Origin of the sequence: Pseudomonas sp. SIMBA_041, from assembly GCF_046535095.1 — a bacterium.
Classification (GTDB): domain Bacteria; phylum Pseudomonadota; class Gammaproteobacteria; order Pseudomonadales; family Pseudomonadaceae; genus Aquipseudomonas; species Aquipseudomonas mucoides.
Map to the genome: position 1 here is coordinate 66,725 of NZ_JAWRXJ010000008.1, position 21,796 is coordinate 88,520.

General features: G+C 61.6%; 25 protein-coding genes. 15 read left to right on the forward strand and 10 right to left on the reverse strand.

Annotated elements, in window-relative coordinates; translation table 11 throughout:
- Window positions 1-299: 299 nt before the first annotated feature.
- The gene (locus SB725_RS20060) at window positions 300-1,184 is read left to right on the forward strand and encodes a sugar nucleotide-binding protein (RefSeq protein WP_027924353.1); all 885 of its coding nucleotides are present in this window, start codon (window positions 300-302) and stop codon (window positions 1,182-1,184) included.
- A complete protein-coding gene (locus SB725_RS20065) occupies window positions 1,177-2,106 on the forward strand; it encodes an NAD-dependent epimerase/dehydratase family protein (RefSeq protein WP_027924352.1) in 930 nt (309 codons plus the stop codon). The genes SB725_RS20060 and SB725_RS20065 overlap by 8 nt, the downstream gene beginning before the upstream one ends.
- A gap of 54 nt (window positions 2,107-2,160) precedes the next feature.
- Here the strand turns inward: SB725_RS20065 and SB725_RS20070 are convergent, their stop codons facing one another.
- From SB725_RS20070 to SB725_RS20090, 5 genes are all read right to left on the reverse strand, one after another.
- A complete protein-coding gene (locus SB725_RS20070) occupies window positions 2,161-2,862 on the reverse strand; it encodes an OmpW/AlkL family protein (protein WP_059182092.1) in 702 nt (233 codons plus the stop codon).
- Between the two features lie 222 nt (window positions 2,863-3,084).
- The gene (locus SB725_RS20075) at window positions 3,085-3,603 is read right to left on the reverse strand and encodes a DUF3299 domain-containing protein (RefSeq protein ID WP_027924350.1); all 519 of its coding nucleotides are present in this window, start codon (window positions 3,601-3,603) and stop codon (window positions 3,085-3,087) included.
- A gap of 11 nt (window positions 3,604-3,614) precedes the next feature.
- Window positions 3,615-4,880 carry an ABC transporter permease gene (locus SB725_RS20080; protein ID WP_027924349.1) on the reverse strand — a complete coding sequence of 422 codons (1,266 nt, stop codon included), beginning with the start codon at window positions 4,878-4,880 and terminating at the stop codon, window positions 3,615-3,617.
- Window position 4,881: 1 nt separating this feature from the next.
- Window positions 4,882-5,592: an ABC transporter ATP-binding protein gene (locus SB725_RS20085; protein ID WP_027924348.1), complete on the reverse strand. Its 711-nt coding sequence runs from the start codon at window positions 5,590-5,592 to the stop codon at window positions 4,882-4,884.
- Window positions 5,593-5,727: 135 nt separating this feature from the next.
- Window positions 5,728-6,306, reverse strand: a complete 579-nt coding sequence (locus tag SB725_RS20090) for a DUF2796 domain-containing protein (protein WP_027924347.1) — start codon at window positions 6,304-6,306, stop codon at window positions 5,728-5,730.
- Between the two features lie 135 nt (window positions 6,307-6,441).
- Between SB725_RS20090 and SB725_RS20095 the strand changes: the two genes are divergently transcribed.
- On the forward strand, window positions 6,442-6,789 hold the full coding sequence (locus SB725_RS20095; protein WP_027924346.1) for a hypothetical protein: 348 nt from the start codon (window positions 6,442-6,444) through the stop codon (window positions 6,787-6,789).
- Here the strand turns inward: SB725_RS20095 and trxA are convergent.
- The 3 genes from trxA to SB725_RS20110 form a co-directional block, all read right to left on the reverse strand.
- Window positions 6,786-7,658 (reverse strand): thioredoxin, encoded by an 873-nt coding sequence (gene trxA, locus SB725_RS20100; RefSeq protein WP_027924345.1) that lies wholly within the window; start codon window positions 7,656-7,658, stop codon window positions 6,786-6,788. The genes SB725_RS20095 and trxA overlap by 4 nt on opposite strands.
- A 100-nt stretch (window positions 7,659-7,758) precedes the next feature.
- Window positions 7,759-8,415: a class I SAM-dependent methyltransferase gene (locus SB725_RS20105; protein WP_027924344.1), complete on the reverse strand. Its 657-nt coding sequence runs from the start codon at window positions 8,413-8,415 to the stop codon at window positions 7,759-7,761.
- Window positions 8,412-8,876: a YbaY family lipoprotein gene (locus SB725_RS20110; RefSeq protein WP_027924343.1), complete on the reverse strand. Its 465-nt coding sequence runs from the start codon at window positions 8,874-8,876 to the stop codon at window positions 8,412-8,414. The genes SB725_RS20105 and SB725_RS20110 overlap by 4 nt, the downstream gene beginning before the upstream one ends.
- A gap of 127 nt (window positions 8,877-9,003) precedes the next feature.
- On the opposite strand from SB725_RS20110, the gene nrdR reads away from it, so the two are divergent.
- From nrdR to SB725_RS20170, 12 genes are all read left to right on the forward strand, one after another.
- Window positions 9,004-9,468: a transcriptional regulator NrdR gene (gene nrdR, locus SB725_RS20115; protein ID WP_003228656.1), complete on the forward strand. Its 465-nt coding sequence runs from the start codon at window positions 9,004-9,006 to the stop codon at window positions 9,466-9,468.
- Entirely contained in the window at window positions 9,465-10,598 is a 1,134-nt protein-coding gene (gene ribD / locus SB725_RS20120; protein WP_027924342.1) for a bifunctional diaminohydroxyphosphoribosylaminopyrimidine deaminase/5-amino-6-(5-phosphoribosylamino)uracil reductase RibD, read from the forward strand. Before nrdR ends, ribD begins: the two co-directional genes overlap by 4 nt.
- 47 nt (window positions 10,599-10,645) lie before the next feature.
- Window positions 10,646-11,311: a riboflavin synthase gene (locus SB725_RS20125; RefSeq protein WP_027924341.1), complete on the forward strand. Its 666-nt coding sequence runs from the start codon at window positions 10,646-10,648 to the stop codon at window positions 11,309-11,311.
- A 16-nt stretch (window positions 11,312-11,327) separates the two neighbouring features.
- Window positions 11,328-12,419, forward strand: a complete 1,092-nt coding sequence (gene ribBA, locus SB725_RS20130) for a bifunctional 3,4-dihydroxy-2-butanone-4-phosphate synthase/GTP cyclohydrolase II (protein ID WP_027924340.1) — start codon at window positions 11,328-11,330, stop codon at window positions 12,417-12,419.
- 91 nt (window positions 12,420-12,510) lie between these two features.
- Window positions 12,511-12,987, forward strand: coding sequence for a 6,7-dimethyl-8-ribityllumazine synthase (gene ribE / locus SB725_RS20135; protein ID WP_003185938.1), 477 nt, complete (start codon window positions 12,511-12,513; stop codon window positions 12,985-12,987).
- Window positions 12,984-13,484, forward strand: a complete 501-nt coding sequence (gene nusB, locus SB725_RS20140) for a transcription antitermination factor NusB (RefSeq protein ID WP_027924339.1) — start codon at window positions 12,984-12,986, stop codon at window positions 13,482-13,484. The genes ribE and nusB overlap by 4 nt, the downstream gene beginning before the upstream one ends.
- 18 nt (window positions 13,485-13,502) lie before the next feature.
- Window positions 13,503-14,468, forward strand: a complete 966-nt coding sequence (thiL, locus tag SB725_RS20145; protein WP_059182093.1) for a thiamine-phosphate kinase — start codon at window positions 13,503-13,505, stop codon at window positions 14,466-14,468.
- Window positions 14,465-14,968 carry a phosphatidylglycerophosphatase A gene (locus SB725_RS20150; protein WP_027924337.1) on the forward strand — a complete coding sequence of 168 codons (504 nt, stop codon included), beginning with the start codon at window positions 14,465-14,467 and terminating at the stop codon, window positions 14,966-14,968. The genes thiL and SB725_RS20150 overlap by 4 nt, the downstream gene beginning before the upstream one ends.
- Window positions 14,969-14,989: 21 nt before the next feature.
- Window positions 14,990-15,724 (forward strand): substrate-binding periplasmic protein, encoded by a 735-nt coding sequence (locus SB725_RS20155; protein ID WP_410922512.1) that lies wholly within the window; start codon window positions 14,990-14,992, stop codon window positions 15,722-15,724.
- Window positions 15,725-15,873: 149 nt separating this feature from the next.
- A complete protein-coding gene (gene ribA / locus SB725_RS20160; protein ID WP_027924335.1) occupies window positions 15,874-16,491 on the forward strand; it encodes a GTP cyclohydrolase II in 618 nt (205 codons plus the stop codon).
- Window positions 16,488-16,907 (forward strand): hypothetical protein, encoded by a 420-nt coding sequence (locus tag SB725_RS20165; protein ID WP_027924334.1) that lies wholly within the window; start codon window positions 16,488-16,490, stop codon window positions 16,905-16,907. The genes ribA and SB725_RS20165 overlap by 4 nt, the downstream gene beginning before the upstream one ends.
- The gene (locus tag SB725_RS20170) at window positions 16,907-17,707 is read left to right on the forward strand and encodes a cobalamin-binding protein (RefSeq protein ID WP_410922513.1); all 801 of its coding nucleotides are present in this window, start codon (window positions 16,907-16,909) and stop codon (window positions 17,705-17,707) included. Before SB725_RS20165 ends, SB725_RS20170 begins: the two co-directional genes overlap by 1 nt.
- Before the next feature lie 49 nt (window positions 17,708-17,756).
- Here the strand turns inward: SB725_RS20170 and SB725_RS20175 are convergent, their stop codons facing one another.
- Together SB725_RS20175 and dxs are read right to left on the reverse strand one after the other, a co-directional pair.
- Window positions 17,757-19,640 (reverse strand): TonB-dependent receptor domain-containing protein, encoded by a 1,884-nt coding sequence (locus tag SB725_RS20175; protein WP_410922514.1) that lies wholly within the window; start codon window positions 19,638-19,640, stop codon window positions 17,757-17,759.
- Window positions 19,641-19,809: 169 nt separating this feature from the next.
- The gene (gene dxs, locus SB725_RS20180) at window positions 19,810-21,708 is read right to left on the reverse strand and encodes a 1-deoxy-D-xylulose-5-phosphate synthase (protein ID WP_027924331.1); all 1,899 of its coding nucleotides are present in this window, start codon (window positions 21,706-21,708) and stop codon (window positions 19,810-19,812) included.
- Window positions 21,709-21,796 lie beyond the last annotated feature (88 nt).

The following is a 21,796-nucleotide window of genomic DNA, read 5'->3' on the forward strand; positions in this document are numbered from 1 at the left end:
GAAGTTGCAAGTACCGCTCGGGATCTGCGCTGTACTTCAGGGCCCTATCGCGGGCAAGCCCGCTCCCACAAGGTTATGTGTTGAGCCAATATTCTGTGACCATCCGATAAACCTGTGGGAGCGGGCTTGCCCGCGATAGGGCCAGTAGCCGCACCACAAATCCGGAGGATCTACACTTTACGGATGACGGTTGCGCACTAAACCCGCAAAATGCAACGATTCCGGCAACTATCAACGGCATTGCCCGCGGGCCGTGTCGATAAAGCCATCGTTCCAATCAGACTGGGCCTGCTGACTCTATGCGAATGCGCCTTATGTTACTGGGCGGCGGAAATGCCCTTGGGCAGGCGCTGATTCGCCTCGGTGCGGAGGAAGACATCGGTTTCCTCGCCCCCCGCCCCCCGCAAGACGGCTGGGATGCCGCGAGCCTGACGCAACTGCTCGACGACACCCGCCCGGACGCGCTGATCAACCTCGCCTACTACTTCGACTGGTTTCAGGCGGAGACGGTCAGCGAAGGGCGTCTGGCCGGGCAGGAGCGCGCGGTCGAGCGTCTGGCCGAACTGTGCCAGCATCACAACATCGTGCTGCTGCAACCTTCGAGCTATCGAGTGTTCGATGGCTCCCGCGCCACCGCCTACAGCGAAAAAGACGAACCGGTGCCGCTGGGGCTACGCGGTCAGGCGCTGTGGCGCATCGAACAAAGCGTTCGCGCGACCTGCCCGCAGCACGTCTTGCTGCGTTTCGGCTGGCTGCTCGATGACAGCCCTGAAGGCACGCTCGGGCGTTTCCTTGCGCGGGCCGAAACCCCCGACGAACTGCTGCTGGCCGATGACCGCCGGGGCAACCCGACCCCGGTCGACGACGCGGCCCGGGTCATCATCTCGGTGCTCAAGCAACTCGATTGTGCAGCGCCGCTGTGGGGCACCTATCATTACGCCGGGCATGAGGCGACCACGCCGCTGGCACTGGGGCAGGCCATCCTGACCGAAGCACGCAGTCTGCATCCGCTGGCCATCGAAGCACCGACCGCCCAGGCTCACGCCGCGCGTCCGGATGCCGCCGAAGAGCCGCAGCACGCAGTGCTGGCCTGCAAGAAAATTTTGCACACGTTCGGGATCAAGCCTCGCGCCTGGCGCGCCGCGCTCCCGGGCTTACTGGACAGGTTTTATCGCCATGGCTGACGGACCCGTTTTAATCACCGGCGGCGCCGGTTTCATCGGCTCGCACCTGACCGACGCCTTGCTCGCCAAGGGCCATTCGGTGCGCATTCTCGATGACCTGTCCACTGGCAAACGCAGCAACCTGCCACTGGATAACCCCCACCTTGAATTGATCGTCGGCGACGTCGCCGATGCTGCGCTGGTGGCTCAGGCGATGCTCGGTTGCAGCGCGGTGGCGCACCTGGCCGCGGTGGCGTCGGTACAGGCCTCGGTGGATGATCCGGTGAAGACGCACCAGAGCAACTTCATCAGTTCGCTGAATGTCTGCGAAGCCATGCGCCAGGCTGGCGTCAAGCGCGTGCTGTTCGCCTCCAGTGCGGCGGTGTACGGCAACAATGGCGAAGGTGAGTCGATTGATGAAGACACCGCCAAAGCGCCGTTGACGCCGTACGCGTCGGACAAACTGGCGAGCGAGTACTACTTCGATTTCTACCGGCGCCAGCACGCACTGGAACCGGTGATCTTCCGCTTCTTCAACATCTTCGGCCCCCGACAGGACCCGTCCTCGCCGTATTCCGGGGTGATCAGCATTTTCAGCGAGCGGGCACAGAAAGGCCTGCCGATCACCGTGTTCGGCGATGGCGAACAAACGCGCGACTTTGTCTACGTCGAGGATCTGGTGGACCTGCTGGTGCAAGCCATCGAAAAACCACAGGTTGAAGTCGGCGCGGTGAATGTCGGCTGGAACCAGGCGACCAGCCTCAAGCAAATGCTCCAGGCGCTGGAAGCGGTGGTGGGCGAGTTACCGCCGATCAGCTACGGCCCGGCGCGTTCTGGCGACATCCGCCATTCCCGGGCGAACAACCAGCGTTTGCTGCAGCGCTTCAGCTTTTGCGGGCAGACACCGATGAGTGTTGGTTTGGCACGGCTGCTGGGACGCTGAGTTTTTTACAGCCACAAAAAAGGCGCCGGTTGAGGCGCCTTTTTTTATGGGGGCTTAGAACTTGTAACCCAGGCCAACCATGTAAACGAATGGGTCTACGTCAACATTGACCTTGGCACGTGTGCCAGGCGCCAGCGAGTCGTTTTCGACGGTCGCGCGGGTGTCGATGTCGATGTAGCGCATTTGGGCGTTGAGCAGGATTTTGTCGGTGATCATGTAGTCAGCACCAACCTGAAACGCCAGGCCCCATGAGTTTTCAGCCTCGAAATTGCTGAAGCCCTTGGCCTGGGCTTCGCTGCCGACGTGTTCGTCATAGATCACGGTGTAGTTGATACCGGCGCCGAGGTACGGCTGGAAATCCGACTTCGAGTCGAGCGGGTAGTACACGACGCTCAAGGTTGGCGGCAGGTGTTTCAGGGTGCCGAGTTTACCGTTGGCCGCGGAACCCAAAGAAGTGCCTTTGAGTTTCACCTCATGCTCGAACGGGGTAGCCGCCAGCAGCTCGATACCCCAGTGGGCGTCAATCATGTACGCGAAGTTCAGGCCCAGCTGCGTGTCGCTGTCCATGGTGGCTTTGCCACCCAGGTTGGTACCGGCCAGCGGGCCTTGGTCGACCTTGACGCTGGAGCTGTCGGCTTTCGGGTTGACGGTGATGGCACCGGCACGAATGAGGATGTCGCCAGCCTCGAAGGCATGGGCGAGCGGGGCTGTGAGCGCTAAGGCAAACAGCGAAGCGCTGAGCAAGGACTTGTGCATGGAGGGCTCCAAAGGACGTTAAAAATTTTCGATGTCCAATGGTACAAAGCGCTCTAATACGGTCTTTTGATTCAGCTCAATGAAACGGTGATGGCCTTGGTTTTTATGTTGGCTCTGAGGGCCCCCTCGCGAGCAGGCTCACTCTTACAGGATTTAGGTGATCCCTGTAGGAGTGAGCCTGCCCGCGATAGCGATCTGTCAGATCACACATGACCACCGGATTCACTCCGGCAGTTCATACACATAAATCTTGTCCGCCTCCATCTGATACCCGGCATCCGCCAGCTCGCTGGTGGACGCCTTGACCTGCATCGCCCCCTCGATCCAGTACGGCTGATACAGCTCATCCAGCTTCACGCCGACTTCGCTTTTCACATGCACGATCTGGTTCGACGGCGGTGGCGGCACGTGGATGCAGGCGCCGAAATACGGCACTAACAGAAAGTCCGTGGTCCGCCCGTCTTCACTGACTTCCAGCGGCACGATGTAGCCCGGCAGGCGAATGTTCTGGCCATCCAGGCTCTTCACCACCGGCGCATTCGGCATGTCCTGCTTGGCGGCGGGTGCCGACTCGGCCGCCAGGGTGCTGCTCATCTGCGACAAGTCGTGCAGCGGCGTCATATTCGGCACTTCCGGCGCGGCGTCCGGCGGGATCATTTCTGACCAGGTCAGGTCTTTCGGCTCGGCCGCCCACAGGGGCAAGGCGACCAGCATTAGCAGCGCTAGTACGGCGCGGGGCATGTTCAACGTCCTCATAGTCGGATCGACAGGCCATCGGCCAACGATTGGCGATACGCGCGCCAGGCCGGCACGCTGCCCATCAGCAAAGCGGCGATCAGGATGCCACCGAGCAGCGTCCATTCATACTCGCTCGGCCACGCCAGCGGCAGGTACAAGCCGTAATTGGCTTGCACGTAGCCCTGGGCGGCGGCGATACACACATACAGCAACGCCACGCCGGCAATCACGCCGGCCAACGCCAACGCAAATGCCTCCAGCACCAGCAACGTTGCGATGTGCCACGGTCGGGCCCCCACCGAACGCAGAATCGCCATCTCCCGCCGACGTTCATTCAGGCTGGTGAGAATCGCCGTGAGCATGCCGATCAGCCCGGTCAGCACCACGAACAGCGAGACCACGAACAAGGCTTTTTCCGCCGTGCTCATCAGGCTCCACAACTCTTGCAGTGCCACGCCGGGGAGGATCGCCAGCATCGGTTCACCGCGGAATTCGTTGATCTCGCGTTGCACCGCGAACGTCGAAATCTTGCTGTTGAGGCCGAGCATGAATGCGGTGATCGCTTGCGGCGTGAGGTCCATGTTGCGCGCCTGATCGGCACTGATCCGGCCTTCGCCTCGGGCCGGCACGCCGTTGTGCCAGTCGATGTGAATCGCCTCCATGCCGCCGAGGCTGATGTGCAACGTGCGGTCCACCGGGGTGCCGGTGCGCTTGAGGATGCCGACCACGGTGAACGGTTTGTCGTCGTGCTTGACCAGGCTGATCACCGCCACGCCGTGGGACAGCACCAGTTTGTCGCCGAGTTTGTAGTGCAGCGCGTCGGCGACTTCGGCACCGAGTACCACTTCGAAAGGATCGGTGGCGAAGGCGCGGCCGTCGGCCAGTTCCAGGTGTTGCTGATGGCCGTACTGGTAATGCTCGAAGTAGGCCTCGGTGGTGCCCATCACCCGATAGCCGCGATGGGAATCGCCGAGGGACATCGGAATCGCCCACTTCACTTTCGGGTTGTTGGCGAAGTGTTCGAAGCTGTCCCAGCGGATGTTGTTGGTGGCGTTGCCAATCCGGAACACCGAGTACAGCAACAGGTTCACCGACCCCGAACGCGCGCCGACGATCAGGTCGGTGCCGCTGATGGTGCTAGCGAAACTGGCTTTGGCTTCGGTGCGCACGCGCTCCACCGCCAACAGCAGGCACACCGACAGGGCGATGGCGAACGCGGTGAGAATCGCGGTGAAGCGCCGGTTAGCCAGACTGGCCATGGCTAGACGAAACAAATACATCTCAGACCTCGGACGGGGTGGCGGCGCGATTGAGTTCGGCCAGCGACAGGTTGCGATCGAACAGCGGCGCCAGGCTCTGGTCATGGCTGACAAACAACAGGCTCGACCCGGCTTCACGGCATTCGGCGAACAACAGGCGAATGAAGTTTTCCCGAGCGTCGTAGTCCAGCGCCGACGTTGGTTCATCGGCGATGACCAGTTCTGGCTGACCAATCAGCGCTCGTGCAGCGGCCACGCGTTGTTGTTGACCGATGGACAGCGAGTCGGCGCGGCGGCTGAGGATGCTTTCATCCTTCAGGCCCAAATGGGCGAGGAGGGTGGCCGCGGCCTGATCGACACTGCCGTGGCGCTGTTTCGCCCGTTCGGCGCGTAATTTGGAGAAGTGGCAGGGCAGTTCAACGTTCTCGCGCACCGACAGGAACGGCAGCAAATTGAATTGCTGGAAGATGTAGCCGGTGTGGTCGACGCGGAAGCGGTCGCGGGCACCGGCACCGAGTTCGGTCAATTCCTGGCCAAGCAGGCGAATGCTGCCGCGATCAGGTTTCTGCACGCCACCGAGCAGGCCGAGCAGGGTGGTTTTGCCACTGCCGCTGGGGCCTTTGAGGAACAGGGTTTCGCCAGGCTCCAGGCGAAACGCCGGGATATCCAGCAACGGCGGGTGACCGGGCCAGCTGAAGCCCAGGTCGGACAGTTCGATGAGTGCTTGGGTCATAGCGCCGATTTCATGGGTGTTGATTTACCTGTGTGAGCGAGCTTGCTCGCGAGGGCGGTGTAACAGTCAATGCAGATGTTGAATGTTATGGCCTCATCGCGAGCAAGCTCGCTCCTACAGGGATCTTCGGTGGATTTAGAATTTCAGGGCGGGCGCCTTGGCGGTCACTTCAACACCTTGCTGCCCGCTCGGGCCGATCAGTTGTACCTGAATTTTCTGGGTGGCCGGGAACGTGTTGAAAATAGTCGCCAGGTCCAGGGTTTTCAGGGCGCCGGGCGCTGCACAGGTGAATTGATAGTGTGCGTGGATTTCGCTGTGATCGTGGTGATGTTCGTCCTTGGCATCTTCATCGTGATCATCGTCGGCGTCCGGCTTGTCACCGAACAGCGGGCTCTCCAGTTCCTGCATGGCGACCACACAGCCAGCGGCTTTCGGCAGATTAAACAACGCCAGCGGTTTTTCCAGCTGGGCGCGGACGGCGGCGACCTTGGCTTTGTCGGCATCCGTGGTGGCTGCGTGTTCGAAGCCCACCAGGTTCATCGCCGGGCTTTCCAGTTCCAGCTCCAGGGTCTGGCCGTCCAGCGCTGCGTTCAAGCGACCGACGCCATGTTCATGGGCGCCAAGGCTGCCGTGCTCATGATCATGTTCATCGGCGGCGTGGGCGACGGCCAACGGCAACAAGGCAAACGGCAAAGCGAGCAGCAGACGGCGCATGGCGGGTCTCCGAAAAGTAAAATGAATAATTTGTTATGTAATCTTATAACGTAAGTGCGAAGAGTTTGACCGCCTGCTTGGCGTTGCACAAGTCCCGTGGGAGCATGCCGGTCAGAAATGTGCAGGAGCAGACCTATGTTGCGAATTCGCGGGAGCATCGGCGACTGGCCGGTGGATTTGACGCTGGAGATGGATGACGGTGACTGGGCGAAGCTCGGCGCGCAGTTGCAGGTGAGCAAGCCCGAGGCCAGTGTCGCCCCGGCCAAACCGGTGACTCAGGATGAGGCGTTGTGGCAGATCGCCAAGGACCTGTTGCGCAAGGCCGGGCAATTGAGCGGGCCGGATTTGCTCGATCAGCTGGAAGGGCTGACGGGTAGCGCGGTGTCGGGCAAGCGCCTGTTGGTGCGCTTGCGCCATAGCGCCGATGTGAAGGTGTCGAGCGGCGGGGATACGCCGCTCTATCGCTGGATCGAACCGGCTTAGTACAGCGCAGCAAACAGCTTGCGGCGGTACGTGGTCACCAGCGGATGGTCATTGCCCAGCAGTTCGAACACCTGCAGCAAGGTCTTGTGTGGCAGACCTTCGCTGTAGCTGCGATTGCGGATGAACAGCTTGAGCAATGCATCCAGCGCCGCGTCGTATTGCTGGCGAGCCAGTTGCTGAATCGCCAGTTGATACACCGCTTCATCGTCCTGCGGGTCTTTCGCCAGGCGCGCTTTCAGGTCTGCCGCATCCGGCAAATCCTTGGCCTGACCGAGAAACTGGATCTGCGCCTTGGCACCGGCCAGCGCCGCTTTGTGTTCATCGCTCTTGACCGCGTCGAGCACGGTTTGCGCTTCAGCCAATTCACCGCGCTCGGTGAGACAGCGGGCGTAGAGGATCAGTGCCTTGGCGTTGGTGTTGTCTTCGCCCAACAGCACTTTGAGCACGGCTTCGGCGTCGGCGAAACGGCTTCCGTCAAACAACGCCTGGGCCTGTTCGAACGGGTCGGCCGCTGCCGGTGGTGGCATCTGAACGTGGGGCTCAAGCATCGCCCGCACGGCGGATTCCGGTTGCGCACCGGCAAAGCCGTCGACCGGTTGACCGTCCTTGAATAGCACCACGGTGGGCAGGCTGCGAATGCCGAAACGGGCGACGATGTCTTGTTCCAGGTCGCAGTTGACCTTGGCCAGCAGCAATTCGCCCTGATAGCTTTCGGCAATGGTCTGCAGCAATGGCATCAGCACTTTGCAGGGCGCACACCATTCGGCCCAGAAATCCACCAGCACCGGCTTGTGGAAAGAGTTCTCGATCACCGACTGGTCGAAATCAGCAGTCGTGGCGTCGAAGATGTACGGCGTTTCCTGACTCATGGGGGATCTCTTGGAAGCGTGAATGGGGCAACTATACGGCTTGGCGGGGGGTGGCCGGAAGTCGGAGCACTGATCGTTCCCAGGCAGAGCGTGGGAGCGATCATGTCCGGGTGGCGTGGTACAGGCTCACATGCCGAAACTCTTCAGGTTCAGCCAGATCCGGCAGGGTCATCGCTTCCAGCATTTCAATGCGCTGATACAACGGGTGACGAAAATCCCGGACCCGCGAATCCGCCACCAGTGCCTCCTTGCCACGGGTCAAAAACTCATCGAGCAATGGCAGGTTCGCCCGGTCGTAGAGCACGTCGGCGACCAGAATCAGATCAAACCGGTCGGCCTCGGCGAAAAAGTCGGTCGAGTAGGTGAGCGGTACGTCATTGAGTTCGGCATTCGCCCGGCACGCGGCAATCGCCAGCGGGTCGAGGTCACAGGCCACCACTTCCAGCGCGCCGGCCTTCACGGCGGCAATCCCCGCCACCCCCGAACCGGCACCGAAATCCAGGACTCTCTTGCCTTTGACCCACTGCGGGAATTCGGCCAGATAACGCGCCACCGCCAGACCACTGGCCCAGCAGAAACTCCAGTAGGGCGGTTCATGCAGGATCCGTCGGGTTTCTTCGGGGCTGAACGCGCGGTCCATGTTGTCGCCGTCGATCAGCCAGAGTTTCAGGTCGGTCTCGGGCAATGCCACAGGCACAAGCTGCGCATCACCGAGCAGTTCACCCAAGGCCTGTTGCAGGTCGAGCGGTGCAATCATGGCGCTTTGACGAATTGCAGCTGACCCAGGGCCTGGGTGGTGGGCTGGGAAATGAACTGCGACGGCAGATGCAGAATCAGCTGACCGGACTGGCTGGCGCGGCCGCGCAGTTCAACGCGGGCACCGACCGGGAATGAGTCCGGGTTGAAGCGCAGGTGAAACGGCAGCGCTTGATTGGTGCCGATCAAGGTGGAACTGGCAAGCAATTGCTGTGGGCGATCCTTTTCATCGATCACCAGCAGCGCCAGTTCGACTTCGGCGCCGGCCGGCACGCCTTGCAAGGTGCCGCTCAATTCACGCTGGTACGCGGGCAGCGGCCCAAGATTGGCCGACTCCTGGGCTTTTTTCTGCGCTGCCTGCGGGGCGGGCCCTGGCGTCGGTGGCTGGGGCTTGGGCGCATCGCTGCTGCAGGCCACCAGCAGGCTGAAAAGACTGAGCAAAACGAGCGGTCTTAAGGACATTTACGGCTCCAGCAAGGTGAAATCCATGGATCAAGCTCTATAGGCGTCTGTATACCGTAAACCCTATGGCTTGTCTTGCCACCGGGATGCGCTACCATGGCCCTCCCTTTTTTTGTTGCCTGCCACCATGCACTGTCCCTTCTGCGGTGCCAACGACACCAAGGTCATCGACTCGCGTCTGGTCGCCGAGGGCGAACAGGTGCGCCGCCGGCGTGAATGCCTGGCCTGCGGCGAGCGTTTCACGACGTTCGAGACCGCCGAACTGGTGTTGCCGCGCCTGATCAAAACCGACGGCAGCCGTCAGCCCTTCGACGAAGAAAAACTGCGTGCCGGCATGCAGCGAGCGCTGGAGAAGCGCCCGGTGAGTGTCGAGCGCCTCGAATCGTCGCTGGTACACATCAAACACAAACTGCGCGCCACCGGCGAGCGCGAGGTCAAATCCCTCGTGGTCGGTGAACTGGTGATGGCCGAGCTGCAGAAGCTCGACGAAGTCGCCTATATCCGCTTCGCTTCGGTGTATCGCCGCTTCCAGGACCTCAACGAGTTCCGCGAAGAGATCGATCGCCTGGCCCGTGAGCCGGTGAAAGAATGAATACGCCCGCCGAACACGCCATCCTCGACGCTCATTACATGGCCCGCGCGCTGGAACTGGCGCGCAAGGGTCATTACACGACGCACCCCAACCCTCGGGTGGGCTGCGTGATTGTGCGGGACGGGCAGATTGTCGGCGAAGGCTGGCACGTGCGCGCCGGCGAGCCGCATGCCGAAGTCCATGCCCTGCGCGCCGCTGGCGACAAGGCCCGTGGCGCTACGGCCTACGTAACCCTTGAGCCCTGCAGCCACCACGGCCGCACGCCGCCCTGCGCCGATGCGCTGGTGAATGCCGGGGTCGCCCGGGTGGTCGCGGCGATGCAGGACCCGAACCCGGAAGTCGCGGGTCGCGGTCTGCAACGCCTGGCCCAGGCCGGAATTGCCACCGAAAGCGGCGTGCTGGAAGGCGAGGCGCGCAAGCTCAATCAGGGCTTCCTCAAACGCATGGAACACGGCTTGCCGTTCGTGCGCGTCAAGTTGGCCATGAGCCTGGACGGCCGCACCGCGATGGAAAGTGGCGAAAGCCAATGGATCACCGGTCCGGCCGCGCGTTCGGCGGTGCAACGCCTGCGCGCCCAGGCCAGCGTCGTGCTGACCGGCGCCGACACGGTGCTGGCGGACAACGCCCGGTTGACCGTGCGCGCTGACGAATTAGGCCTGGATGCGGAGCAAACCGCTTTGGCCATGAGCCGTCCGCCGCTGCGCGTGTTGGTCGACGGTCGCCTGCGGGTGCCGCTGAATGCGCCGTTTTTCAAGGCTGGCCCGGCGTTGGTCGCCACTTGCGTGGCGGTAGAGGAGCAGTACGCCAATGGCCCTGAATGCCTGATCGTGCCTGGCGTTGACGGTCAGGTTGATCTGCGCCAACTGCTGGTCGTGCTCGCCGCCCGTGACGTCAACGAGGTGCTGGTCGAAGCCGGGCCGCGTCTGGCCGGTGCTTTCGCGCAGCAAGGCCTGGTGGATGAATTCCAGATTTTCATCGCCGGCAAGTTCCTCGGTTCTTCGGCGCGGCCGCTGCTCGACTGGCCGCTCGCGCAAATGAAGGATGCTCCCGAACTTAAAATCACCGAAATTCGCGCGGTTGGCGATGACTGGCGGGTCACTGCCATTCCTTCGCCAGTAGCGAGCGTATAATTCCCGGCCATCGCTACAGCGCTGGCTTTGTTCTCGAGGAGAACCTCATGTTTACCGGCATCATCGAATCCATCGGCAGTATTCGTGCATTGACCCCAAAGGGCGGTGATGTGCGGGTCCACGTAGAAACCGGCAAGCTCGACCTGAGCGACGTCAAACTGGGCGACAGCATCGCGGTCAACGGCGTGTGCCTGACCGCGGTAGAACTGCCGGGCAACGGCTTTGCCGCCGACGTCAGCCGCGAAACCCTCGACTGCACCGCCATGAACGACCTCAAGAGCGGCAGTCCGGTGAACCTGGAAAAAGCCCTGACCCCGACCACTCGCCTCGGCGGGCATCTGGTCAGCGGTCATGTCGATGGCGTGGGCGAAGTGGTTGCCCGTACCGAAAACGCGCGTGCCGTGGAATTCCGCATCCGCGCGCCGAAAGAACTGGCCAAGTACATCGCCCATAAAGGCTCGATTACTGTCGACGGCACCAGCCTGACCGTGAACGCGGTCGATGGCGCCGAGTTCATGCTGACGATCATTCCGCACACCCTGAGCGAAACCATCATGGCGTCGTACCAGCCAGGTCGCCGGGTAAACCTGGAAGTCGACTTGCTGGCGCGTTATCTGGAGCGTCTGTTGCTGGGTGACAAGGCCGCAGAGTCGACTGCCGGCAGCACCATTACCGAAAGCTTTCTGGCCGCCAACGGCTACCTCAAATCCTGACTCAAGGGGGTGCCTTGTGGCGCTCAATAGCATCGAAGAACTGGTTGAAGACATCCGCCAAGGCAAGATGGTCATCCTCATGGATGACGAAGACCGCGAGAACGAAGGCGACCTGATCATGGCCGCCGAGTGCTGCAAGCCCGAGCACATCAACTTCATGGCCAAGCACGCCCGTGGCCTGATCTGCATGCCGATGAGCCGCGAGCGCTGCGAACTGCTGAAGCTGCCATTGATGGCGCCACGCAACGGTTCCGGCTTCGGCACCAAGTTCACCGTGTCGATCGAAGCGGCTGAAGGCGTGACCACCGGCATCTCCGCCGCCGACCGCGCACGCACCGTGCAAGCGGCCGCAGCCAAAGACGCCAAGGCTGAAGACATCGTCAGCCCCGGCCACATCTTCCCGCTGATGGCCCAGGCCGGCGGCACCCTGGCTCGCGCAGGCCATACTGAAGCCGCTTGCGACCTGGCACGCATGGCCGGTTTCGAGCCGAGCGGTGTGATCTGCGAAGTGATGAACGACGACGGCACCATGTCCCGTCGCGCTGAACTGGAAGCTTTCGCCGCTGAACACGGCATCAAGATCGGCACCATCGCCGACCTGATTCACTACCGGATGATCCACGAACGTACCGTTCAGCGGATTGCCGAGCAGCCACTGGACAGCGAACTGGGCCAATTCAACCTGGTGACCTATCGTGATTCCGTGGAAGGCGACGTGCACATGGCCCTGACGCTGGGCAATGTGTGTGCCGAAGAACCGACCCTGGTTCGCGTGCACAACATGGACCCGCTGCGCGACCTGCTGATGGTCAAGCAACCAGGCCGCTGGAGCCTGCGCGCCGCCATGGCTGCGGTTGCCGAGGCTGGCAGCGGTGTGGTGCTGTTGCTCGGTCACCCGCTCGATGGCGACGTGTTGCTGGCGCACATTCGCGAAACCGCCGACCAGGCGGCCGTGAAAAAACCGACCACCTACAGCATCGTCGGTGCCGGTTCGCAGATCCTTCGGGACCTGGGCGTACGCAAAATGCGCCTGATGAGTGCGCCAATGAAATTTAATGCGATATCCGGTTTCGATCTGGAAGTTGTAGAATACGTGCCCTCCGAATAATGACCGGTTGTTTCCAGTCTTTGATTCGCGGCTAACAAATCACTGAGGGACGCGTAGAAAGCGCGTCCCGGCTCTTTAAGAGATCTAACGAATGACCCTGAAGACCATCGAAGGTACCTTCATCGCCCCTAAAGGCCGCTACGCTTTGGTAGTGGGCCGTTTCAACAGCTTCGTCGTTGAAAGTCTGGTCAGCGGTGCAGTGGATGCCCTGGTTCGCCACGGCGTAAGCGAAAGCGACATCACCATCATCCGCGCACCTGGCGCCTTCGAAATTCCGCTGGTTGCGCAGAAAGTCGCTCAAAAAGGCGAGTACGCGGCAATCATCGCCCTGGGCGCGGTCATTCGTGGCGGCACTCCGCACTTCGAATACGTGGCAGGCGAATGCACCAAGGGCCTGGCCCAGGTGTCCATGGAGTTCGGCGTTCCGGTCGCTTTCGGCGTGCTGACCGTTGATTCCATCGAGCAAGCCATCGAACGTTCCGGCACCAAGGCCGGTAACAAAGGTGCCGAAGCAGCCCTGTCCGCTCTGGAAATGGTCAGCCTGCTGGCGCAGTTGGAGGCCAAGTGATTAGCGACGATAGCGATCGTTTCAACCCGCGCGATCCAAAGCCTGCGGATGCCGGCAAGCCATCGAAAAGCGTCAAGCGTCGCGAAGCCCGTCAGCTCGCGACCCAGGCGCTGTACCAATGGCACATGGCCAAGCAGTCTTTGAGCGAGATCGAAGCGCAGTTCCGGGTCGATAACGATTTCAGTGATGTCGACGGTGCCTACTTCCGCGAAATCCTTCACGGGGTTCCGGCGAAGAAGGACAAGATCGATGCAGCCCTGACGCCTTGCCTGGACATCACCATCGAAGAGCTGGATCCGGTTGAACTGGCCGTTCTGCGCCTGTCCACCTGGGAACTGCTCGAGCGTGTCGACGTTCCTTACCGCGTTGTGATCAACGAAGGTATCGAGCTGGCGAAAGTCTTCGGTTCCACCGACGGCCACAAGTTCGTCAACGGTGTACTCGACAAGCTGGCCCCACGTCTGCGTGAAGCTGAAGTGAAGGCGTTCAAGCGCTGATTTGCGCTTGATATCGCGATGGGCGAGTTTGAGCTGATCCGCAATTTTTTCGCCGCCGCGCCCTGTGCGCAAGGCGGCGAAGGCGTTGCCCTCGGGATCGGCGATGACTGCGCCTTGCTGGCTGTTCCCCCCGGGGAGCAGTTGGCCATTTCCACCGACACCCTGGTGGCCGGTGTGCATTTCGCAGACCCCTGCGACCCGTTTTTGCTCGGTCAGCGCTCGCTGGCTGTGGCCGTCAGTGACCTGGCTGCCATGGGCGCCACCCCCATTGCCTTTACCCTTGCCCTGACCTTGCCGACGGTGACCGCCGATTGGCTGGAGGCGTACTCCCGTGGTTTGAACCTGATGGCGCGACGCTGCGGCGTGGCGCTGGTGGGCGGCGATACCACCCGAGGGCCGCTGAGCCTGACCATGACCGTGTTCGGTCGTGTGCCGGCCGCTCAGGCGCTGACCCGTAGCGGCGCGCAGCCCGGCGATTTGTTGTGCGTGGGTGGCGAGTTGGGCAATGCGGCCGGGGCTTTGCCACTGGTGTTGGGGCAGCGAATGGCTGACGCCGCCGTTGCCGAGCCGCTGCTGGCGCATTACTGGTCACCGCAGCCGCAACTGGCGCTGGGTCAGGCTCTGCGCGGTAAGGCCACCTCGGCGCTGGACATCTCCGACGGCCTGCTCGCCGACTGCGGTCACATCGCGCTGGCGTCGAAGGTCGGCATTCAGCTTGAGCGGAGTAAGCTGCCCGTGTCGGCTGCGTTAGTGGCCTTTCTCGGACAATCCGCTGCCGAAACCGCAGCCCTCAGCGGCGGCGATGATTATGTGCTCGCCTTCACCCTACCGTCCGTCGAGTTGCCAGGATTGCTGGCAGAAGGCTGGCCAATCCATGTGGTCGGGCGTGTCGTGACGGGGCAGGGCGTGGCGCTGCTGGATGCCGATGGACAAGACATCACCCCGCAAACCCGGGGCTATCAACATTTTCGGGAGACACCGTGACAGATCATCCCAAACAGGTCCCGGCGGAGTTCGTACCGCCTTCGGTCTGGCGCAATCCCTGGCATTTCCTGGCGTTCGGCTTCGGCTCGGGAACCCTTCCGAAGGCACCGGGCACCTGGGGTTCGTTAGTTGCGCTACCCTTTATCCCGTTGTGGCAAATGATGCCCGATTGGGCCTACTGGCTGATGCTGGGCATCACCATGCTGTTCGGCTTCTGGCTGTGCGGCAAGGTGGCCGACGATTTGCGCGTGCATGACCACGAGGGCATCGTCTGGGATGAAATGGTCGGGATGTGGATCACCCTGTGGCTGGTGCCGGAAGGTTGGTACTGGTTGCTGGCGGGTTTCCTGATGTTCCGCTTCTTTGACATTCTCAAGCCGTGGCCGATCCGCTGGATCGACCGGCATGTCCATGGCGGCGTCGGGATCATGCTCGACGACGTGCTGGCCGGTGTATTTGCGTGGTTGGCGATGCAAGGGCTGGTAAGGATTCTCGCCTGACGGGCGAAGCAGGGGACTTGGATGGTTCGGCGCTGGTTGGCGGTGGTTTTCGCAATGCTTTGCTCACTCGCCCAGGCGGGGGACGCCGCGCCGACGCCGTCCGTGATCCATCTGGCCAGCGAAGAATGGGAAGACTACACCGCCGCTGACGGGCATGGCCTGGGCTGGGATGTGATGCGGGCCATCTTCGAACCGGCCGGGGTCAAACTCGACTTCCGTACCGAGCCGTACACCCGCGCCGTGGGCCTGGCCCAGCGCGGTGAAGTGGATGCCTGTGTCGGTGCTTACCGTGACGAGGCCAGCGATGTGCTTTATCCACGCTGGAATTACGACACCGATCACATCTATGCCTTGGGCCTGGCGAGTAATCCGGCACCGAACCCGCAGACCCTCGGCAACTATCGTCTGGCCTGGGTTCGCGGTTACGAATACCAGAAATACCTGCCTAATGTGCGGCGTTACAACGAGGTCGTACGACGCACTGGCATTTTGTCGATGCTGATGCACAACCGCGCCGACTTTTACATCGACGCGCTGACCGAGATTGATTACATCGTCAAACGGGCCAAGGATCCTGCCCAGTTCCGTCGCACCCATATCGCTGAATTGCCGCTGTACTTGTGCTTCGCCAATACGCCCAAGGCCCGAACGTTGATGGCCTTGTTCGACCAGCGCATGGACCTGTTGGTTAAAAACGGTTCACTGAAACCCATCTTCGAACGCTGGAAGCAGCCTTACCCGTTCGACGCGAACTGAACACGGGCCCTGTAGCCGCTGGCGTCAGTGGCCTGAGATCTAACATTTTGATCGTTATGCCCCATAATTCAGCCTAAGCGTCTGTAGGAACCTGCTGTTACAATGCCGCGTCTGCGAATCTCCAGTACTTATTGATCAGGAGCACACCGGTGCCTGTCGTTTTCGTCGCCGCTTCCAAGCTGCCAACGCCTTTTGCGCAATTCACCATGCACGGCTTTCTCGATGAAGAAAACGGGCGCGAGCACGTCGTGCTGAGTCTGGGTGAGTTCGCCGACGGTGCCCCGGTACTCGGCCGGTTGCACTCCGAATGCCTGACGGGTGATGCCTTGTTCAGCCAGCGTTGCGACTGCGGCTCGCAACTTGAAGCCGCGTTGCAGGCCATCGCCCGTGAAGGCCGTGGCGTGTTGCTGTACTTGCGTCAGGAGGGCCGTGGCATTGGCCTGCTGAACAAGATCCGCGCCTATGAGTTACAGGACGGCGGTGCCGACACCGTTGAAGCCAACGAGCGCCTGGGCTTTGCTGCCGACCAGCGTGATTACGCCATGTGCCTGCCGATGCTTGAGCACCTGGGCGTGAAATCCCTGCGTCTGATGACCAACAACCCGCGTAAGGTCAAAGCCTTGACCGACATGGGGATAGTGGTCGCCGAGCGCGTGCCGCTGCACACCGGTCACAACCCGCACAACAAACTCTACCTGGCGACCAAGGCCAGCAAGCTCGACCACATGATGGGCAACGAGCATCAGGGCGAGGCGGATCGGGCGTGACCCGCGGTCAGGTTCGGCGGCGGTTGTCGTTCAGTTGGTGGCAATACCTGGCGCTGGCCTTGTTGCCGTTGTTCGTGATCAATGGCGTGTTCGGCCAAGGCGAGGCGATCCTGCCGGTGCTGGCGATGCCGTTGTTCATCGCAGGTGTGGCGTCGATGTTTGTCAGCCTGAAGTTTTTCGGTGGCTACAAGCACGCCCTGATCGCGACGCAAAAAGCCCTCGATACGCCCGAAGAACCCGCCGCCTGGATCGTCCTGGCCGCCAAGCGACGTACCGCGTTCCTGGCGGCTGCATTGCCGGCCTGGATTGGCGCGCTGGCGGTGTTCGTCGGCCTCGAAGCCGTGCCGTTGGTGTTGCTGGCGCTGTCGACCACGGTGCTGTTCTACCTCTACCGTATTCCGCGTCAACTCGGCTGATGCGCCGGGCCTGGCTGGCGGTTTTGCTATTGGCCGCCAGCGGCTCGGCGGTTGCCGTCGAACGGGTCGTCAGTCTGGCGCCGTCCCTCTCTGAAATCGTGGTTGAACTGGGCTCAGCCGACCTGCTGGTCGGGGTGCTGGATGCTGGTGAACGCCCGGCCGAACTGCAAGACCTTCCTTCCGTTGGCCGCTATGGTCAGTTGGACATGGAGCGTTTGCTCAGTCTCAAACCCGATTTGCTGCTGCTCTGGCCGGGCAGTGTTGGCCCCGCGCAGCGTGAGCAGCTCAAGCACTTGAACATTCCCACCTACGTCGCCGAACCTCACACGCTCGACCAACTCGCTGCACAAATCGAAGCCATCGCCACGCAACTCGGCCGGCCCGAACGGGGCGTGACGTTGGCGACTGACCTGCGGCGAAAACTGGATAACCTGCGCCAGCGTTATCGGCGGGACGAGCCGCTGCGGGTGTTTTATCAGGTCTGGGATCGGCCGCTGTACACCGTGGGGGGTGGGCAGATCATCAGTGATGCGCTGGAAGTGTGTGGGGCGCGCAATGTGTTTGCCGACCAGACATTGCCGGCGCCGCAGGTCAGTGTCGAGGCGGTGTTGCAGCGCAATCCCGAGGTGATTCTGGCCAGTGATCAGGCCCAGCTCGACGCGTGGAAGGCGTGGCCGCAGGTGGCGGCGGTGACGCGGGGGCAATTGCTGCTGGTGTCGGACAAGGGGCTGGAGCGGCCGAGTGGGCAGATGGTCGAGGCCACTGCAAAGCTTTGCCAGCTTATCGCACCGGACCGCTGAGACCGAGGCGCGGCCATCATGGGCAAGCCTTGACACCACTGACTTCAGATCAGATTTCCGGTGTCCAGGTCACCCCGAACATCAACGCCCGACCTTCCTCGCGATACCCATATTCACTGCCGTCATGGCTATACAGCGCCCGGCTATAGCCTTTATCCAGCAGGTTATCGAGCTTCAGCCCAAGCTTGATTTCACTGTCGAGCTCCCAGCTACTGCGCAACCCTAACAAGGCGTATCCACCCAACGGCTGTTGATTGTTCAGGTCGTCATAGCTGCTGCTGACTGCTTGCCAGCTCGCACCAAGGCCCAGGCGATCAAATTGTCGATCCAGGTCCAGGCTCAATGTCCGCCGTGCACGACGCGCCAAGGTATGGCCGGTATCGCGGTCGCGCGGGTCGATGATCGCCACGCCAAGGTTGCTTTGCCAGCCGAACAGTTCCTGTTTCAGTGCGGCTTCGAAACCGTTGATCCGCGCCGACGCCACGTTCTCTGGCCGCGAGTTGCTGCCAAAAATAATCGCGTCTTCAAGGTCAGTGCGGTACAGCGACGCTTCCAGGCGACTGTTTTCGGTTAGCTGGCTGCGCCATTGCAGTTCATAGCTTTTCGACGTTTCGGGTTTCAAATCCGGGTTGCTGAAGTCCGGGTAGTACAAGTCGTTGAACGTCGGCGCTCGAAAGCCTTCGCTGTAGGTCAGCAGCACGTCGTTGTCCGGATTCACCGGCACAGTGAGGGTGCCACTCCAACTGTTCTGGCCGCCAAACTGTTGGTTCTCGTCGTGGCGCAAGCCCAGCTCAGTGGAAAAACTGTCCGCCCGATAGTGATGCTGGACAAACGCCGCACGGTTCCAGCGACTGTCTTCATCGAACGCTGTAGTGCTGTTGATCCGGTCTTCGTACCAGTCGCCGCCCAGAAGCAGGCTATTGCGGTCGTTGAGCGTCAGGTCGTTCTGCCAGTTCACTGAGTCGCGGTAGGTGTTGAAGACGCTGCGTTCATCGCTGAGCTTGTCGAGGGTCTTCTCTCGGTTTTCGCTGTGGCCGAACTCGACGCGAGTTTTCCAGATGTCGTTAACCCGCGCATCGAGGTAACTGCTGACGCTGCTCACCTCGAAATCGCTGTAAGGCTGTTGCTGCACGGACTCGAAGGTGGTGGAGTCGAAGCGGCCAAACGGGTTGTCGAACTCGCTTTTACCCCGGTTATCCAGCACGTTGGCGCCGATTTCCAGGTCATCGGTGAGCGCGTGACTGATGCTGAAACTGACCGATTGGTTGCGGTATTCATCGTGATCGCTGTCGCTGGGGTACGACTGGTGCGTGCGATTGATCCCGGCGGTTTCATTGAGGCTGGCGCCGAGGTTGAAGCGGGTTTTGTCATCGCCGCCGGACAGCCCAAGGCTGCGCTCCCAGGTCTGGTTGCTGCCAAATCCCACGTGCAACCGCGGTTGCAGACCTTGCTCGTCGCCACGGCGGGTGAAAATCTGAATCACCCCGCCAATCGCATCGCTGCCATAAATCACCGAACGGGAGCCGCGCAGCACTTCCACGCGCTCGACCTGTTCGATGTTGATGTGCTGCAGGTTGCTGTCGCCCGAGGTCGAGTTGCCGATGCGCTGACCGTCCACCAGCACCAGGCTTTGCGCTGACTGGGTGCCGCGGATGTAAACCCCTGGCAGACTGCCGCGCCCACCGGTTTGCGCGACTTGCACGCCCGGCACCCGGCTGAGCAGGTCAGTGATGCTGTTCGGTTGCAGGCGGTCGATGTCTTCTCGGGTGAACACCGTGTTGGCGGCGCTGCTGTCGTTGCGCGCTTCGACCTGACGGTTGGCGGTGATCAGTACGTCGGGCAGTTTCAACGCTTGATCGCGTTCGAAGGAGTCGGCCAGCAGTTGGCCGGCCGGCAGCAGGGTCAGCGTCAGGGCGAGGGGGGAGAGTTTCATCGGCAGTCCGTTGTGGCGCGTTGTAGCGAACAAAATGTGAAGATCACAAAAAACCAATGTGGGAGCGAGCCTGCTCGCGATGACGGTGTGTCAGTCAGGGAATTGTTGACTGTCAGTCCGTTATCGCGAGCAGGCTCGCTCCCACAGGGGATTGCGTGTATCCAGCAGGTTAAATCTTGAGCAGTTGCAGGCGCTCGCGCACCGCCGCTTCGATCCCTGCCTCGTCCAGCCCGCACTCGGCCAGCATCTGTGCAGGCTTGGCGTGTTCGACATAGAGGTCCGGCAAGCCCAGGTGCAGGATCGACTTGAGGATGTTCTCGCGGGCGAGGAATTCGCTGACCGCGCCGCCAGCACCGCCCATGATTGCGTTTTCTTCGACGGTCACCAGCAGCTCGTGGCTGCCAGCGATGTCGCGAACCAGCGCTTCATCCAGCGGTTTGACAAAACGCATGTCGACCACCGTCGCGTCCAGCGTCTCGGCGACTTTCAGCGCCTCGGCCAATTGCACGCCGAACACCAGGAAGGCGACTTTGCTGCCCTGACGACGAACAATGCCTTTGCCGATTTCGATCGGTTGCAGGTCTTTCTCGATGGTCGCATTCGGACCCGCGCCGCGCGGATAACGCACCGCCGCCGGGCCGTTGTAGAGGTGACCGGTGGTGAGCATTTTGCGCAGTTCGTTTTCATCGCTCGGGGTCATCACCAGCATGCCGGGGATGCAGCGCAGGAACGACAGGTCGAAGCTACCCGCGTGAGTCGGGCCGTCTTCGCCCACCAGGCCGGCGCGGTCGATGGCGAACAGCACGTCGAGGTTCTGCACCGCGACGTCATGAATCAGTTGGTCGTAACCGCGTTGCAGGAACGTCGAATAAATCGCCACCACCGGTTTCGCGCCTTCGCAGGCCATGCCGGCGGCGAAGGTCACCGCGTGTTGCTCGGCAATCGCCACGTCGAAATAGCGCAGCGGGAAACGCTCGCTGAACGCCACCAGGTCGGAGCCTTCTTTCATCGCCGGGGTGATGCCTACCAGACGCGGATCAGACGCGGCCATGTCGCACAGCCATTCACCGAACACACCGGAATACTTCGGTCCGCTGGCCTTTTTCGGGGCGGCGGCCGGAGCGTCCAGCGGTTCGAGCTTGGTGATGGCGTGGTAGCCGATCGGATCGACTTCCGCCGGAGCGAAGCCTTTGCCTTTCTTGGTGACGACGTGCAGGAACTGCGGGCCTTTCAGGTCGCGCATGTTGCGCAGCGTCGCGATCAGGGTCGGCAGGTCATGGCCGTCGATAGGACCGATGTAGTTCCAGCCCAGTTCTTCGAACAGCGTGCCAGGAACCAGCATGCCTTTTGCGTATTCTTCAGTGCGCCGGGCGATTTCCCAGGCCCCGGGCAGGCGCGACAGGACCTTTTTGCTGCCTTCACGCATGCTGGCGTAAGTGCGGCTGGAAAGGATCTTCGCCAGATAATTCGACAGGCCGCCGACATTGCGCGAGATCGACATGTCGTTGTCGTTGAGGATCACCAGCATGTTGGCGTTCACTTCCGGCGCGTGGTTCAGCGCTTCGAAGGCCATGCCGGCGGTCAGCGCGCCGTCGCCGATCACGGCAATGGCTTTGCGATCACTGTTTTGCAGGCGGGCGGCAATGGCCATGCCCAGCGCTGCGCTGATCGAAGTGCTGGAGTGGCCGACGCCAAAGGTGTCGTACTCGCTCTCGGAACGACGCGGGAAGGCCGCAACACCGTCCTTCTGGCGCAGGGTGCCCATGCGCTCGCGACGGCCGGTGAGGATTTTATGCGGATAAGCCTGATGACCCACGTCCCACACCAGCCGGTCGTCCGGGGTGTCGAAGACGTAATGCAGCGCGATGGTCAGCTCGATGACGCCCAGGCCGGCACCGAAATGCCCGCCGGTCTGACCGACCGTGTAGAGCAATTCCAGGCGCAACTCATCGGCCAGGGTTTCCAGCTCGGCTTCGCCTAACCGGCGCAGGCCGTCCGGCGTGTTGGCACGGTCGAGCAGGGGCGTGGTCGGGCGCTTGCGGGGAATCTCATGAAACGTCGTGGGCATCAGGCGAATCGTTATAGGTATAAAAGATGCGGCAGTTTACCTGATGCATCGCCCCCTGCCCACGCGTTGCTTTTAACTTGGCCGATAC

What these genes read in the sequence shown, in the direction of transcription:
- trxA (WP_027924345.1), bottom strand. Translation starts at nt 7,658, where the DNA reads ATGAGTCAGGAAACGCCGTACATCTTCGACGCCACGACTGCTGATTTC.
- SB725_RS20105 (WP_027924344.1), bottom strand. Translation starts at nt 8,415, where the DNA reads ATGATTGCACCGCTCGACCTGCAACAGGCCTTGGGTGAACTGCTCGGT.
- SB725_RS20090 (WP_027924347.1), bottom strand. Translation starts at nt 6,306, where the DNA reads ATGCGCCGTCTGCTGCTCGCTTTGCCGTTTGCCTTGTTGCCGTTGGCC.
- SB725_RS20080 (WP_027924349.1), bottom strand. Translation starts at nt 4,880, where the DNA reads ATGTATTTGTTTCGTCTAGCCATGGCCAGTCTGGCTAACCGGCGCTTC.
- SB725_RS20175 (WP_410922514.1), bottom strand. Translation starts at nt 19,640, where the DNA reads ATGAAACTCTCCCCCCTCGCCCTGACGCTGACCCTGCTGCCGGCCGGC.
- SB725_RS20155 (WP_410922512.1), top strand. Translation starts at nt 14,990, where the DNA reads ATGGTTCGGCGCTGGTTGGCGGTGGTTTTCGCAATGCTTTGCTCACTC.
- SB725_RS20075 (WP_027924350.1), bottom strand. Translation starts at nt 3,603, where the DNA reads ATGCCCCGCGCCGTACTAGCGCTGCTAATGCTGGTCGCCTTGCCCCTG.
- ribE (WP_003185938.1), top strand. Translation starts at nt 12,511, where the DNA reads ATGACCCTGAAGACCATCGAAGGTACCTTCATCGCCCCTAAAGGCCGC.
- thiL (WP_059182093.1), top strand. Translation starts at nt 13,503, where the DNA reads ATGGGCGAGTTTGAGCTGATCCGCAATTTTTTCGCCGCCGCGCCCTGT.
- dxs (WP_027924331.1), bottom strand. Translation starts at nt 21,708, where the DNA reads ATGCCCACGACGTTTCATGAGATTCCCCGCAAGCGCCCGACCACGCCC.
- SB725_RS20170 (WP_410922513.1), top strand. Translation starts at nt 16,907, where the DNA reads ATGCGCCGGGCCTGGCTGGCGGTTTTGCTATTGGCCGCCAGCGGCTCG.
- SB725_RS20060 (WP_027924353.1), top strand. Translation starts at nt 300, where the DNA reads ATGCGAATGCGCCTTATGTTACTGGGCGGCGGAAATGCCCTTGGGCAG.
- SB725_RS20125 (WP_027924341.1), top strand. Translation starts at nt 10,646, where the DNA reads ATGTTTACCGGCATCATCGAATCCATCGGCAGTATTCGTGCATTGACC.
- SB725_RS20085 (WP_027924348.1), bottom strand. Translation starts at nt 5,592, where the DNA reads ATGACCCAAGCACTCATCGAACTGTCCGACCTGGGCTTCAGCTGGCCC.
- SB725_RS20095 (WP_027924346.1), top strand. Translation starts at nt 6,442, where the DNA reads ATGTTGCGAATTCGCGGGAGCATCGGCGACTGGCCGGTGGATTTGACG.
- ribD (WP_027924342.1), top strand. Translation starts at nt 9,465, where the DNA reads ATGAATACGCCCGCCGAACACGCCATCCTCGACGCTCATTACATGGCC.
- SB725_RS20110 (WP_027924343.1), bottom strand. Translation starts at nt 8,876, where the DNA reads ATGTCCTTAAGACCGCTCGTTTTGCTCAGTCTTTTCAGCCTGCTGGTG.
- SB725_RS20065 (WP_027924352.1), top strand. Translation starts at nt 1,177, where the DNA reads ATGGCTGACGGACCCGTTTTAATCACCGGCGGCGCCGGTTTCATCGGC.
- SB725_RS20070 (WP_059182092.1), bottom strand. Translation starts at nt 2,862, where the DNA reads ATGCACAAGTCCTTGCTCAGCGCTTCGCTGTTTGCCTTAGCGCTCACA.
- nrdR (WP_003228656.1), top strand. Translation starts at nt 9,004, where the DNA reads ATGCACTGTCCCTTCTGCGGTGCCAACGACACCAAGGTCATCGACTCG.